Origin of the sequence: Rhodanobacter sp. B04 (assembly GCF_002001125.1) — a bacterium.
In the GTDB taxonomy this organism is placed as follows: Bacteria; Pseudomonadota; Gammaproteobacteria; order Xanthomonadales; family Rhodanobacteraceae; genus Rhodanobacter.
In genome coordinates this window covers 356,488-370,725 of the sequence record NZ_MUNV01000007.1, presented here as the reverse complement: position 1 = coordinate 370,725, position 14,238 = coordinate 356,488, and the positions used below count along the sequence as shown (strand labels likewise).

Here is a 14,238-nt window from a genome sequence, read left to right as displayed (position 1 = left end):
TCGCGAAGCGGATCAACCGGCAGGCTTGCGGTGGTCGTGGCGGCGGCGTCGCCTCAGCGCAGCGCGAGGAAATCCGGACTGACCACGAAGCGCACCGCATCCAGCCGCAGGCGCGATTGCGGCAGCGCTGCCAGCAGGGCAGAGCGTTCGTCCGCGACGGCGGCGATTTCCGCCTCGCTAACCGACGGGTTCACCGCGCGCAAGGCGAGCAGGCGCGACAGTTCGGCATCCAGCGTGGCGGTGGCGAGGGCCAGCGCCTCGTCGATGCTGCCCTGTCCACGTGCGGCGGCGAGAGTCTCGGCGCGTTCCAGCATCGGCGGCACCAGCTTGCCGAGGAATTTGCGGTAGCGCATCACCTCGATGTTGCGGTCGCCGGCCTTGCGCAGAGCGATCTCGCTCGGCGAAAAGTCGACGCGTTCGGCCAGCCGGGTGTCGATGGTCACCACGATCGGCATGGTCGGCAGGAAGCGTTCGGCATCCAGCCGGCGGTCGGCGACGCATTCGAGCACGAACACGCTCTGCAGCAGGGCGGTGCGTGGCGACAGCTCATCGTCGACCATGAAGGCGGCATTGCCCTGTTCGCCGGACAGGGCCAAGTCCAGCGCACCGGCCACCAGCGGGTGGTCCAGCCGCAACAGCGGCAGCTCCTCGCGCGCCAGCGCCACGTCGCGGGCGAAGGTGACCGCTTGCGGGCCGTCGGCAAAGCCCGGCAGGGCATCGGTGGACAGGTATTGCGGGTCGAGCAGCAGCACCTGGCCGCCAAGTTCCTCGGCATGGATGCCGAACGCTTCCAGCAGGCGCTGCACGAAAGCGTCGCGATCGGGTGCGCGATCCTCGCGGGCAAACGCCTGCTGCAGCTCGTCGGCGTGCAGGTCGCGGCTGGCGGCCAGTTCCAGCAGGTGATCGCGGCCGGCGCGGATCAGTTCGGCCATCTGCTCGTGGCTGGCGCGGGTCTCGGCGAGCAGCACGTCCAGTTCCTGGTCGCGGTTGTCGTCGCCGCGCGCATGCTCTTCGGCCAGGCGCGCCAGCGGTTCGCCGTAGCGGCGCAGCAGCTCGCGTCCATCGGCCGGACTCATGCGGAACGCGTCGATGCCTTCGTCGTACCAGCGCGCCAGCACGTGCTGCGCGCTGTCGGCCACGGCCAGGATATGGATGACGATGTCGTGCTTCTGGCCAATGCGGTCGAGGCGGCCGATGCGCTGCTCGAGCAGGTCGGGGTCGAGCGGCAGGTCCCACAGGATCAGCCGGTGCGCGAACTGGAAATTGCGTCCTTCCGAGCCGATCTCCGAGCACAGCAGCAGACGGGCGCCGTCGGGCTGGGCGAAGTACGCCGCATTGCGGTCCCGCTGCACGATGCCGAGGCCTTCGTGGAAACGCGCGATGCCGGTGCCGGTGCGCGTGCGCAGCGCTTCCTCCAGCGCGAGCACCTTGGCCTGGCTGCGGCAGATCAGCAGGAACTTGTCCTGCGGGTGCTGATCCAGCAGGGCAGTCAACGTGTCGATGCGCGGGTCGGCGCTGTAGTCGACTTCGATCAGGCTCGCAGGCTGCTGGATGTCGGCATGGAATTCGGCGAGCAGCGACTGCCTGGCGTTCTCGTCGAGCGTATCGGCATCCAGCAGATGCCACTCGGGCAGGCGTTTGGGAAAACCGCCGACACCGGCGCGGTTGTTGCGGAACATCACGCGGCCGGTGCCATGGCGATCGATCAGGGCGGCGAGCAGGGCGCGCGCATTGTCCGGCTTGGTCGAGTCGGCCAGCTGCGCAGTGAGCGCCGCATCGCCGCGGAAGGCCTTGGCAAGGGCGGCGCGCTGGCCATCGTCCAGCGCCGCGCCGTCGAGCAGGCGATCGGCGATCCGCGACAATGCCTGGAAGCTGTCGGCTTCGGCCAGGTAACCGTCGAGATCCTGATAACGCTGCGGATCGAGCAGGCGCAGGCGGGCGAAGTGGCCGCTGCGGCCGAGCTGTTCCGGTGTCGCGGTAAGCAGGATCACGCCGGGGATGGCCGCGGCGAGCCGCTCCACCATCGTGTAGCGCGGGCTGGCCGCGTCCGGCGACCAGGCCAGGTGGTGCGCCTCGTCGACCACCAGCAGGTCCCACGGTGCATCCAGCAGCTGCTGCGCGTGTTTCGGCGAGTTCTCGAGAAAGCCGAAATCGGCGATCACCAGCTGCTCGTCCTCGAACGGGTTGCTGTCGTTGCCGGATTGCTGCTCGTCGGATTGAGTCAGCGCCTCGCAGCGCTCCTCGTCATAGATCGCGAAGCTGAGGTTGAAGCGACGCAGCAGCTCGACGAACCACTGGTACACCAGCGTGTCGGGCAGCAGCAGCAGCACGCGCGAGGCGCGGCCGGTGGCGAGCTGGCGCGCGATGATCATGCCCGCCTCGATGGTCTTGCCCAGGCCGACCTCATCGGCCAGCAGCACGCGCGGCGGCCGGCGAGCGGCGGCGATGCCGGCGACGCGCAGCTGGTGCGGCACCAGTCCGATCCGTGCCGCGCCGAGGCCCCACATCGGCGAACGGCGTGCTTCGGCCCGCCGCCTGAGACCTTCCAGACGCAATTCGAACTGCGCGACCGGATCGGTGCGCCCGCCGATCAGGCGGTCGTCGGCCTGGCTGACGCTCTGTTCGTCGTCGAGCTGGCCTTCGTGCAGCTCGCGGCCTTCGCCGCGATAGATCAGCAGCTCGTCGCGGATCTCGACGCGCTCCACCAGGAACGCGATGCCCTTGCCGGCGACGCGCTGTCCGGCACGAAACTCGGCGCGCAGCAGCGGCGCAGAATCGACCGCGTACGGACGCAGCACGCCGGCCTTGGCAAACAGCACCTGCACGCCGCGTCCTTCGACGCGCAATACGGTGCCGAGACCGAGCTCGGGTTCGGCGGAGGAGATCCAGCGTTGACCAGGTACGAACATTGCTCAGCCGTGTTGCATCAAGGGCCGACAATTATCCGCTCAGCAGCACGCGCTGGGAACAGTTGGTTGCGGCCGGGCAATGCGAAGTCAGCCGGGATCGCTGCAATTGCGGCTGGCCGGGTTCAGGTCTCGGCCCACTGGCGTAGCAGGTTGTGATAGACGCCGGTCAGTCGTAGCAGCGCAGCAGCATCGGCACCGGACTGGGTCAGGCTCTGGATCGAGGCATCCAGTTCGAACAGGAGCTGACGCCGTCCGTCGTCGCGGATCAGGCTCTGTACCCAGAAGAACGAGGCGACGCGCGCGCCACGAGTGACCGGTGCGACGCGGTGCAGGCTGCTGGACGGATAGACGACCAGGTCGCCGGCAGGCAGTTTCACTTCATGCTCGCCGTAGGTGTCGTTGACGATCAGCTCGCCGCCGTCGTACTCGTCCGGTTCGCTCAGGAACAGGGTGCAGGAGATGTCGCTGCGCAATTGGCCGCTCTCGGCGGGGAGCAGCATGACCGCGCCGTCGATGTGGAATCCATACTGGCCACCGTCTTCGTAGCGGTTGAAGCGCGGAGGCAGCGTGCGCAGCGGCAGCGTCGCTGCGTGGTAGACCGGATGTCGCGCCAGGGCGTGCAGCACCACCTGGCCCAGCTGTTGCCGCAATGGCGAGGTGTCCGGCAGTTGCCGGTTGCGCTTCACCTTCGCACCCTGCGCGCCGACGGTTTCACGGCCATCCGTCCAGTCGGCGGCATCCAGTGCGCTGCGCAAGTGCGTGACCTGGTCGTGGCTGAGAACTTCGGGAATATGCAGCAGCATGACGGGTTCCAGCTGTGGGTTTCCCTTCCCCGATTCGGGAGAAGCTGGCCGAAGGGACGGATAAGCGTGTGTTCGGAGTGCTGCCGCCAGTTTCCGCACTGAACCTTCACGCCAGCCCTTCTCCCAAGCGAAGAAGGGCTGGCTCGGCAAATGTCAGAAGCGGAAGTTGGCGGTGAGCATGGCCGAGCGGGCGACCCCTGGAATATAGCGGTAACCGCTCTTGTTGATCGCCGCGACGTAATCCTTGTTGAACAGGTTGTACACGTTCAATTGCAGGTCGAGGTGCTGGTTGACCGGATAGCTGGCCACCGCGTCGAACACCCAGTAGGCCTGTGTATAGGCTGGCGTGCCGATCGCACTGTCGGTGCCGCGCTGCAGCTCGCCGGAATAACGCGCGCCACCGCCGAGGGTCAGGTTGAACGGCAGGCGGTAGTTGGTCCACGCGGTGAAGGCGCTCTTCGGGGTATAGGCCAGCACGCTGGAGCCGTCGGAGGTCACCGAGCTGCCATTGACCACCTTGGTGTCCATGATCGTGTAGCCGGTGCTGAGCGACCAGTTGTCGGTGAGCTTGCCGACGGCGTTGATCTCGATGCCCTGCACGCGTTGCTTGCCGATCTGGTCGTACTGGGTGGGGTCGGTCGGGTCCTGCACCAGCTGGTTGGTGACCGTGGTGCGGTAAAGCGCGCCGGTCAGCAGCAAACGGTCGTCGAGCAGGTTCCACTTCGTGCCGATCTCGGCCGTGTGCGACTTCTGCGGTTCGAGGTCGGGCTTGTCCAGGCTGTTGGCCGAACTGCTGAAGGTGAGCGTATTGCCGCCCGGCGGTTCCTGCGACATGGCGAAATTGACGTAGATGCTGCCGTTGGCGGCCGGCTTGTACAGCACCCCGAGCTTGTAGTTGGGCAGGTTGCCGGAGACGCGGGCGTCGATGCCCGGCACGACGCTGCCGGCCGGCAGCGGACCGCACGCGGGGGTGCTCTTGCCGCCACAGACCACGGTACTGGTGAAGTCGGTGCTGTAGTGATCCAGCCGTGCACCGGCGTTGATCTGCCACTGTTCGCCGAACTTCATGGTGTCGAACAGGTAGGCCGCTTCGGTCGTGGTCTGGCCGCTGGTGTAGGTGCCGTTCGGGCCGTAGCGCAGTCCGCCGACATCGGCGTCGGGATCGTAGAGGTTGGCCGCCGGCCAGGTGCTGCCGTTCAACGCGGCGATACCCAGCGCGGTGGCCTTTTCCTGGGTCAGCTCGATGCCGGTGCTGAGGTTGTGCACGACCGCACCCGTTTCGAAGTTGACCGTGAGATTGGTCTGGTTGGTGGCGATGCGGTTGTTCTGGTGCTTGAAGTTCGGATTGCTGCGCGCCACGGTCCAGGTCGACGGGTCGGCCGGATCCGGCGTCAGCAGGTTGGCCGCGGTTGCCATGAACGAGGTCAGCAGGTAGTCCTGCCGCGTGCGGCCCCAGCGCAGCGTGTCGTGCAACGCGATGTTGTCCGAGAAGTCGTGCTCGATGATCGCGGTGAACATGTCCTGCTGGTCGCGGTCATGGTCCTGGCTGGTGCCGTAGAAATTGTCCGGGTTCACCTTCGGCGCATCGGCAAGGAAGGGGCGCAACGGATCGGGACTGCTGTAGCCGGGCAGGCCGATGGTCGAGACGCCGCCATCGGGGATGTTGTTCTGCTTGACGTGCAGGAAATCCAGGTACACGCGGGTCGGCGTGCCCAGCCCGAAAGCCAGGGACGGCGCCACGCCCCAGCGGTTGTTCTCCACGTCGTTGCGCCCGGGTACGCCGCTGTTCTGGCCCATCACGTTGAGCCGGAACGCTGCGTTGGCGCCGATCGCCTGGTTCCAGTCGGCGGTGCCGCGCTTCTGGTCGGCGCTGCCGTAGCTGACCGAACCGGACACGCTGTTGCCAGGCTGCGGCTGTTTGCTGACCATGTTGATCGCGCCGGTGGGTGCGGTGCGACCGTACTCGGTGCCGTCCGGGCCCTTGGTCACCTCGATCTGCTCGATGTTGAACACGTCGCGCGAGATCGTGCCGAGGTCGCGCACGCCATCGACGAAGATGCTGCCGGAGGTATCGAAACCGCGCATGTAGATGGCGTCGCCGGTGCTGGTCGAGCCGTTCTCGCCGGCGTAGAAGGTGCCCACGCCCGGGCTGTTGCGCAGCGCTTCGGTCAGCGTGGTGGCGCCCTGTTGCTGGAACAGCTCCTTGCTGATCACGCTGATCGTCTGCGGGGTGTCGAGGATCGGCTGGGTGAATTTGGGCGAGGAGACCTTGTCGATCTTGTAGTCGTTGGGGGTGGCTTCCACCTTGATGCTCGGCAAGGTCTTTGCGTTGGCGACCTGTGCATCGCTGTCGAGGCTGCTGGCCGGCATGTCGGCAGCTGCCGCGGGCAGCGCCAGTGCCAGGCCGGTGAGCAAGGTGGCGGCCACCATGCCGGAGGCCGGGGACGGTTTGCGCCGTGCTACAGGATGTTTGCGGCTGTTGATGAAAGGCATGGGGATTCCGTGGATTGATAGGGCGTCGCATGTCGACAGGGCCTGGCGGGTCTGGCGAATGCGGATGTCTCGCAATGGCTGGATGCAGGAATTCGGGTCAGCAGGCGGCTCGCGCGGGGAGTGGCCGCGTAGCCATGCAAACCCGGTGATTGGTGGTCTGGCATGGGGCGCCGTGGTTCATGTGCGCCGTGCGCCAGGCCGGGCAGATGCATAAGATATTTTTAATGAGAATGATTTGCAATACAGTTATCGAGCGGATGCCTGTCGCTGTGATGGAAAGAGCAGCCCATCTGGCGTGGCGACCAACGAAAAGGGCCCCGCACTTGCGTGCGGGGCCCTGGTCTTCATGCCGCAGTGTGCTGCGGCAATCCGCCGTGGCGATTTACCAGATCTTCACCTGCTTGTCGTCCGGACGCACCATGGCGTCACCGGGCTTGCACTGGAACGCGCTGGCAAATGCCGGCATGTTCGACGGTGCAGCCATGGCACGCAGCGAGGCCGGGGCATGCGGGTCGGTGTTGAGCGACAGCACCGCCTGCTTCTCGCGCACGTTGCCACGCCACACGCGCGCCCAGTTCAGGAAAAAGCGCTGGTCTTCGGTGTAACCGTCGATCTTCTTGCCGGCTTCCTCGGGGTGTGCCTTCAGCGCCGCCTGCAGGGCGTCATACGCCACGTTCATGCCGCCCAGGTCGGCGATGTTCTCGCCCAGGGTCAGCTTGCCGTTGACGTGCAGGTCCGGCTTGTCCTTGATCGGCGAGTAGGCGTCGAACTGGTCCACCAGCTTCTGCGTGCGGGCGTCGAACTTGGCGCGGTCGTCCTTGGTCCACCAGTTCTTGTTGTTGCCGGCGCCGTCGAACTGGCTGCCCTGGTCGTCGAAGCCGTGGCTGGCCTCGTGGCCGATCACCGCACCGATGCCGCCGTAGTTGATCGCGTCGTCTGCCTTGGCATTGAAGAACGGCGGCTGCAGGATCGCGGCCGGGAAGTTGATCGTGTTGTCGGTCGGGTTGTAGTACGCGTTGACCGTCTGCGGGGTCATGCCCCACTCCTTGCGGTCGGTCGGCTTGCCGATCTTGGCGATGTCGTAGTCGTAGTTGAACTTGCCGGCCGCCTCGATGTTCGCGTAGTAGTTGTCGGGGGTGATGTTCAGGCCCGACCAGTCACGCCACTTGTCCGGGTAACCGATCTTCGGCAGGAAGGTATTCCACTTGTCGATCGCCTTGGCCTTGGTCTCGGCGCTCATCCAGTCGAGGTTCTCGATGCGGGCCTTCAGCGCGTTGCGCACGTTGTCGACCAGTTCCTGCGCACGCTCTTTCGCCTCGGGCGTGAACACCTTGGCCACGTACAGTTGGCCCAGCGCCTCGCCCATCGAGCCGTTGACCGCGCCCAGTACGCGCTTCCAGCGCGGCTTCTGCTGCGGCTGGCCGGCCAGGGTCTTGCCGTAGAAGTCGAACTTGTTGTCCTGGAAATTCTTGCTCAGGTACGGCGAGGCGTCGTCGATGGTGTGGAAGCGCAGGTAGGCCTGCCACTGGCTGATCGGCGCGCTGGCCAGCTGCTTGTCGAACTCGGCGAAGAACTTCGGCTGCGACAGCGAGAAGCCCTTGTCGATGGTCACGCCCTGGGCGGCGAAGAATTTGTCCCAGCTGAAGTGCGGGGTGACCTTGTCGGCGTCCTTGACGCTGACGAAGTGGTATTCGTTCTTCGGATCGCGTTCCTCGACCGGCGACAGCGAGGCGGCAGCCAGCTTGGTCTCGAACGCCAGCACCTCATCGGCCTGCTTCTTGGCGTCGGCCTCGGCCACGCCGGTCAGCTCGAACGACTTCGCGATATGCGCGACGTAGGCGTCGCGGATGTCCTTGTACTTCGCGTCGCTGTAGTAGTCCTTGGTCGGCAGGCCCAGGCCGGCTTCGTTGGCGTAGGCGATCTGCATGTCGGCGTGCTGGAAGTCCGCGCCGGCACCGAACTCGAACACCTGGCCGTCACCCTCGGCGTAGCTCTTGGTGATGTAGTTGGCGATGTCGCCGGGGCTCTTCAGGCCGGCGATGGCATCGAGCTTCGGCTTGATCGGGTCGAAGCCGGCCTTCTCGATGGCGGCATCGTCCATGCCTGACTGGTACAGGTAGCCGATCTTCTGTTCGATCGAACCGGCCTGGGCCTGCGCTGCATTCTTGGCGGCGGCGTCGGCGATGTCGTGCTGCGTGTTCAGGCTGGCATCGGCCAGTTGGTCGAAGGCGCCCCAACGGGTGCGGTCTTCGGGGATCGGATTGGCGGCGACCCACTTGGCGTTGACGAAGCCGTTGAAGTCCTGGCAGGCGTTGATGGTCGGGTCCAGCTCGCTGACGTCGAAGATGCTCTTGCCGGTGTCGACGGCCGCGCTGGTGCTGGCAGCTGCCGGGGCAGTGCTGGCGGCAGCGGCGGTGCTGGCAGGGGCCGGCGCCGGGGTGGCGGCCTGTTCGCTCTTGCCGCAGGCGGTCAAGGTCAGAGCCAGGCTTACCGCCAGGGCCAGGGGCTTCAGATACTGCTTGGTCATGGATGTCCCTCTGTGAGTAAGGTCGCCCGTTGGGCGGATAGGTTGGTCGTCACGGGCCGAATCCTGCTGGTTTCTCCCCCCAAAACCCGGCCATGCCTCTGCCACGCTAGGTCAAACGTCATGACCCAGACAGTGTCAAAGGTCAGGGGGTACCTGTCGAGGCATGCGCAGCCTGCAGGTGCCGCCACTGGGCGGCATCCAGCCGCAGCACCGGGTAGGCGCCGACGTGCTGGGCGGCATACCACGGCGAATGTTCGAAGAAGAAGGCGAGCCGCGCATCGCCATCGGCCGCAAAAGCCGGGTTATCGTGCAGTTTGCGGTCGAACTCGGCCTTGAGCGACGGGTCCTTCGCCAGCAGCACGCGCGCCAGTTTTTCCAGCACGCGCGGCTCGCCGTATTCCTTGGCCTCGAACACCGCATCGAGGAAGCCCCAGCGCAGCAGCGAGTCGGGCGCCTGCGGTTCGAGCAGGTTGATCGCCACGTTGGCGGCGCGCTGGTCCAGCGGCACGATCACCGAACCGGCCGGCAGCGTCACCTCGCGCGGTGCGGCATGCAGGTCGAAGTGGCGCAGCATCAAATGGCCCTCGAATGGCTTGCCGGCCCATTGCGGATGATCGAGCTGGTAGCCCTCCGCATGGATCGTCAACGGATGCTCGATGCGCTGGTAGTGGATACCGTGCGCGTCGAGCTTGTCGATGATCGCCGTCCACTGCACCGGCACCACGTACGCCGCCGGCGGCGTGATCGACAGGTCCGGCAGCAAGCCGTTCCAGTTGTCGATGCTGTAGGTCTTAGGCTGACTCGGGTCGTACTGGATCCATGCGCTGTCGGAGATGTCGCTGTGGCTGAGCGTGAACGCATAGCCTTTCAGTTCGAACTTCGTCGATTGCGGATCGGCCTTGAAGGTCAGCGGCACACGCGCCTGCGCATCGCGGGCGCGGGCTACGGTGTCGGCATCGGCCTTGGCCGTGGCGGCGAGCAGCGCCGCCGGATGCCGGTCGATCTGTTCCAGCATCAGTTCGACCAGGTCGTAGACGGCATGCACCCGTTTCGCGTACGGCTTCAGCATATGCGTTTCGATCAGCAGCGCGGGCCGGTTCTGCAGCGCCGCGTAGCCGGTCGAGAAACGCTGGCCGGAGCCGAAGTTCTCGATGCCCTTGCGTGGATCGCGGCCGTCCTTGAATTCCAGGTAGATCGAGGCGAGGTGGCCGCGCTTTTCATACGCAGGCATCGCGTGGTTGACGATCATGTCCTGCTGCCATGCGCTCACCGCCGGGTCGAGCTTGTGCGGATCCTCGGTGTACCAGGTCAGGTCGTACTGGTAGTCGGCACCATCGGTGGTATGCACGTCGATCAGGAAATCCGGCAGCCACTGCTGCCACAACTTCAGCCACGCCAGCATCTCCGGCGCGTCGGCCTTGACGTAGTCGCGGTTGAGGTTGAGGTATTGCGACTGGCCGCGGAAGCCCATGCTGTCCGGGCCGTTCTGGTTGATGCGGTGGTACGGCGACGAGTTCTCGTGGCCATCCACGCTGAACACCGGGATATAGACCAGCACCAGGCGATCGAGCGCATGCGGGTATTTGCCGGTGACCGCGATATCGCGCAGCAGCATCAACCCGGCATCCTTGCCCTCGATCTCGCCCGGATGGATGCCGGCCTGCAGCAGCACGACGGGTTTGTGTGCGGCACGTGCCGCTTCGGGCGTGAACGCGCCATCGCTGCTGGCGATCACCACCGTCATCGGCCGGCCTTCCGGCGTGGTGCCGAAGGTTTCCAGGTGGATGATCCCCGGGGCGGCCTTCTGCAGGCGCTCCAGATAAGCCCGCGTCTCGGCATAGCTTGGCGTGGTGCGGAACTGCGCCGCCTCGGCCGGTGTAATCCACGCCGTGCTGCTTGAACCGGTGGCATGAGCGGTCATGGCGACCATGCCCAGCAGAGTGGACAGGAGGATACGGCGCATGCTCATGCATGATCCTCGGCATCGTCGTGGCGCAGCGTGGCGGGCGAGGCGGGCAGGGAATCGGGTGCCACCGCGCCGCCGGAAATGATGAAGGCCATCGCCTGATCCATCGTCCAGTCGGTTGGAGTCAGCTCATCCAGCGGCACCACGACGAGGTAGCCGCCGGTGGGGTTCGGCGTGGTCGGGATGAATACCGCCGCCATCTCGCGGCCGCTGCCGTCCTCGGTCATCACCCGCGTGACGAAGCCGGCCACCTTCATGCCGCGGCGCGGGAACTCCACCAGTACCACGCGCTGCACGCCGGACGGCTTGTTCTGCAACACCGTCATCAGCTTCTTGGTGCCGCCGTAGATCGTCTGCACCACCGGAATGCGTGCCAGCAGACCATCGAACGCATTGATGAAGCGCTGGCCGATGACCCGGTTGGCCAGCCAGCCAAGCAGGTACAGCGCGACCAGGGTGATCAGCAGCGCAATGATGAACACCAGCCATTGCGTGTTGAGCGCGTCGGCCGCATGCGGCGCCACCAGTGCCAGCGCATGCAGCAGGGCGCCGACCAGCGGCGCACCGATGCCGGCCAGCATGCCCAGCACGAACTTGAACACCAGCCAGGTCACCCACAGCGGGATGAAGGTAAGCAGGCCGGTCAGCAGGTAGCGTTTGAGGCGCAGGGGGCGCATGGGTCGATCCGCGGTGGGTTTGGGGATTTCGCATTGTAGGCGAGGGTGGTGGCTCTGCTGTGGCTTGGGTTTCTCGCACCGGTCTCATTCGACGAATGCAGGAATCGCTTCTGCATCCTTGCACTCCGGCATCAGGCGTGGAGCTTTCGTCTGCCTGTGGCAGTCGAGTCATTTTCTCTTGCGTGGCCGGTCGGTTATGTGGACGCCCCCTGTGATTTTTTTCCGTACCCTGCGAATCATGGGTGGAACGGAGGGGAAGCAACGTCCATGACTGCCAGGCAATACCAGCAACGCTTCGAATCGCTGCTGCACGAACATCGCCGGATCGTGTTCAAGGTGGCAGGCCTGTACAGCCGCAGCGCGGCCGATCGCGACGATCTGGTGCAGGAGATCAGCACCCAGCTATGGCGTTCGTTCGGCAGCTATGACCCGGCACGGGCGAAGTTTTCCACCTGGATGTATCGCATCGCGCTGAACGTGGCGATCTCGCAGGCGCGGCGCGAGCGCTGGTCCGATGCCGACCGCTTCGAGCCGCTGGAGGCGCACCACCTGGAAACCGTCGGCGGCGGCGAGCCGATAGCCGAGCAGGACGAGCGGCTGCAGGCGCTATACGCGTTCATCGGCCAGCTCGACCCGCTCAATCGTGCGCTGATCCTGCTGTACCTGGAAGACCGCGGCTACACCGAGATGGCCGAGATCCTCGGTATCAGCGAAACCAACGTGGCGACCAAGATCGGTCGCATCAAGCAGAAATTGCGCGGGCAGATGACGGCCGCGGCAACCACCGGAGCATGAGCATGGAACTGGACGAGATGAAACTGGCCTGGCAGGCGCTCGATCGGCGGCTGGAGCAGCAGCATGCGTTGAACGTGCGGATGTTCAAGGACGGTCGGCTGGATCGGCTGCGCCGCGGCTTGCGGCCGCTGGTGTGGGGACAGGCGGCGCAGATCGCCCTCGGCATCGGCGTGATGCTGTGGGGCGTGGCGTTCTGGAGCACGCATACGCACATTTGGCAGGCGTTGGCCTGCGGCATAACGGTGCAGGCGTTCGGCATCCTGACGATCGTATTCTCGGCACGGGTGCTGTCGCTGGTGCAGGGCATCGACTATGCGGCGCCGGTGCTTGAGATCCAGCGTCGACTGGCCACGCTGCGCGCATGGCGGATCAGGGTGGAGGCGCCGGTATTCGCCGTACTGGGCAGCCTGATCTGGATTCCGGTCATGCTCATGCTGATCCAGTACGACTGGGATCGGATGGGTGCCGCCGACTGGTGGGCCAGATTTCCGGGGCTGGTGCCGTGGATGACGTTCTGCGGCGTCGTCTCGCTGGCGGTGGTCGGATCGGCGTATGGCCTGATCCGCTGGGCGGGCCATCGGCGCTGGCTGGAGAACAATTTTGCCGGCCGCAGCGTGCAGAAGGCCGAGTCCGTACTGGCCGAACTCAAGCGTTTCGAGAGCGAATGAGCGCGCTCAGCGCGCCTTCGGTTTCAGCCGCACGTAGATCTGCTTGCGCACGCGGGCGACCACTTCGCCGCTTGCGGTGACCACTTCGGTTTCGAACCAGCGCAACACTTTCTCGCCGCCCGCGGCGGCCGTGCGCAGTTCCTCGACCACGGCGGAGTCCAGCCTGAAGTGCGCGTAGACGTCCTCACGGCCCGGTGCAACAAAGTCGATCGCACCGGCCTTGTCCCACACGTAGTAGTCGTCGCCTAGCTGATGCATCACCAACAGCATCCAGAACGGGTCGACCATCGCGAACAGGTTGCCGCCGAACTGGGTGCGCACATAGTTGCGGTTCCACGGACGCAGCCGCAGCACCACGCTCGCTTCGGTCCAGTCCTCCGACACCTGTCGCACGCGGATGCCGTTGCACAGGAAGGGTGGCCACAGATTGAGCAGGCGACGGAAGGTGGAGGCTTTCATCCATGCACTTCCATCAGAACAGCAACGAGGCCATCTTGCGGCGGTAACGGCCGACCAGTTCGGCATCGTCGAGCGTGGCGAAGGCGGCCAGCAGGCGCTTCTTCGCCTGGCCGTCGTTCCAGTCGCGGGCTTTCTGCAGGATGGTCAGGAACTGCTCGAGTCCGGCTTCGGCGTCGCCTTCCAGCAACAAGCGTACGCCGAGCTGGTCGCGGGCGATCCAGTCGCTGGCGTCGGCTTGCACGCGTTGCTGCAATTCGCCGGTGCGGGGAGCGTCTTTCAGCGCATGGGTCAGATCCAGCTCGCTGCGCAGGCGCACCGCGCGCGTATCGGTGGCGAGATTGGCCGGCAGCGCAGCCAGCTCCGCAGCGGCGGAATCGACCTGGCCGGCGCGCATCAGTGCCAGCGCCAGGTCGAGTTTCAAGTCGGGCTTGCCCGGTTCGGCGGCGATCGCCTGCTGCAGGCGGTCGATCGCCTGTGCCGGCGTTTCCGGCACGACCTCGGCTGCGGCCGGCTCGGCGGCAGCTTCCAGCGGCTGCACATGGCGCGACAGGAATTCGCGCAACTGGCCTTCCGGCAGCGCCCCGGCGAAACCGTCGAGCACCTGGCCATCCTTCACCAGCATCACGGTGGGGATGCTGCGGATGCCGAACATGCCGGCCAGCTCCCGCTGCGTGTCGACATCGACCTTGCCCAGCCGGAACGCGCCGTTGTACTCGGCGGCGAGTTTTTCCAGCATCGGGCCCAGCGTCTTGCACGGCTCGCACCAGGTCGCCCAGAAATCCACCAGTACCGGGGTGGTCAGCGAGGCCTGCAGCACATCGGCTTCGAAGCTTTGCTGATCCACGTCGAAGACATGGGCGGGGGCGGCGGCATCGGTCACGGGAAACTCCAGTTCGGCGGATGCCGGTTCAGATCAGGGCGCGGCCCAGCATATCAAGCGG

General features: G+C 65.7%; 10 protein-coding genes. 2 read left to right on the top strand and 8 right to left on the bottom strand.

The window, feature by feature from the left end; all coding sequences use genetic code 11:
* Positions 1–53 precede the first annotated feature (53 nt).
* From rapA to B0E46_RS06340, 6 genes are all read right to left on the bottom strand, one after another.
* The gene (gene rapA / locus B0E46_RS06365; protein WP_077554926.1) at positions 54–2,909 is read right to left on the bottom strand and encodes an RNA polymerase-associated protein RapA; all 2,856 of its coding nucleotides are present in this window, start codon (positions 2,907–2,909) and stop codon (positions 54–56) included.
* A 122-nt stretch (positions 2,910–3,031) separates the two neighbouring features.
* Positions 3,032–3,712, bottom strand: coding sequence for a Fe2+-dependent dioxygenase (locus B0E46_RS06360; RefSeq protein ID WP_077554925.1), 681 nt, complete (start codon positions 3,710–3,712; stop codon positions 3,032–3,034).
* A gap of 153 nt (positions 3,713–3,865) precedes the next feature.
* A complete protein-coding gene (locus B0E46_RS06355; RefSeq protein WP_077554924.1) occupies positions 3,866–6,205 on the bottom strand; it encodes a catecholate siderophore receptor Fiu in 2,340 nt (779 codons plus the stop codon).
* A gap of 382 nt (positions 6,206–6,587) precedes the next feature.
* The gene (locus B0E46_RS06350) at positions 6,588–8,732 is read right to left on the bottom strand and encodes a M13 family metallopeptidase (RefSeq protein ID WP_077554923.1); all 2,145 of its coding nucleotides are present in this window, start codon (positions 8,730–8,732) and stop codon (positions 6,588–6,590) included.
* A gap of 142 nt (positions 8,733–8,874) precedes the next feature.
* The gene (locus B0E46_RS06345) at positions 8,875–10,695 is read right to left on the bottom strand and encodes a M14 family metallopeptidase (protein ID WP_077554922.1); all 1,821 of its coding nucleotides are present in this window, start codon (positions 10,693–10,695) and stop codon (positions 8,875–8,877) included.
* 2 nt (positions 10,696–10,697) lie between these two features.
* On the bottom strand, positions 10,698–11,375 hold the full coding sequence (locus B0E46_RS06340) for a DUF502 domain-containing protein (protein ID WP_077554921.1): 678 nt from the start codon (positions 11,373–11,375) through the stop codon (positions 10,698–10,700).
* 267 nt (positions 11,376–11,642) lie between these two features.
* On the opposite strand from B0E46_RS06340, the gene B0E46_RS06335 reads away from it, so the two are divergent.
* Positions 11,643–12,170: a sigma-70 family RNA polymerase sigma factor gene (locus B0E46_RS06335; protein ID WP_077554920.1), complete on the top strand. Its 528-nt coding sequence runs from the start codon at positions 11,643–11,645 to the stop codon at positions 12,168–12,170.
* Complete coding sequence (locus B0E46_RS06330) at positions 12,167–12,838, top strand: hypothetical protein (RefSeq protein WP_077554919.1); 672 nt, start codon at positions 12,167–12,169, stop codon at positions 12,836–12,838. Before B0E46_RS06335 ends, B0E46_RS06330 begins: the two co-directional genes overlap by 4 nt.
* Before the next feature lie 6 nt (positions 12,839–12,844).
* On the opposite strand, the gene B0E46_RS06325 is transcribed toward B0E46_RS06330, so the two are convergent.
* Both B0E46_RS06325 and trxA read right to left on the bottom strand, forming a co-directional pair.
* The gene (locus B0E46_RS06325) at positions 12,845–13,297 is read right to left on the bottom strand and encodes a DUF4442 domain-containing protein (RefSeq protein ID WP_077554918.1); all 453 of its coding nucleotides are present in this window, start codon (positions 13,295–13,297) and stop codon (positions 12,845–12,847) included.
* Positions 13,298–13,310: 13 nt separating this feature from the next.
* Positions 13,311–14,177 carry a thioredoxin gene (gene trxA, locus B0E46_RS06320; RefSeq protein ID WP_077554917.1) on the bottom strand — a complete coding sequence of 289 codons (867 nt, stop codon included), beginning with the start codon at positions 14,175–14,177 and terminating at the stop codon, positions 13,311–13,313.
* Positions 14,178–14,238 lie beyond the last annotated feature (61 nt).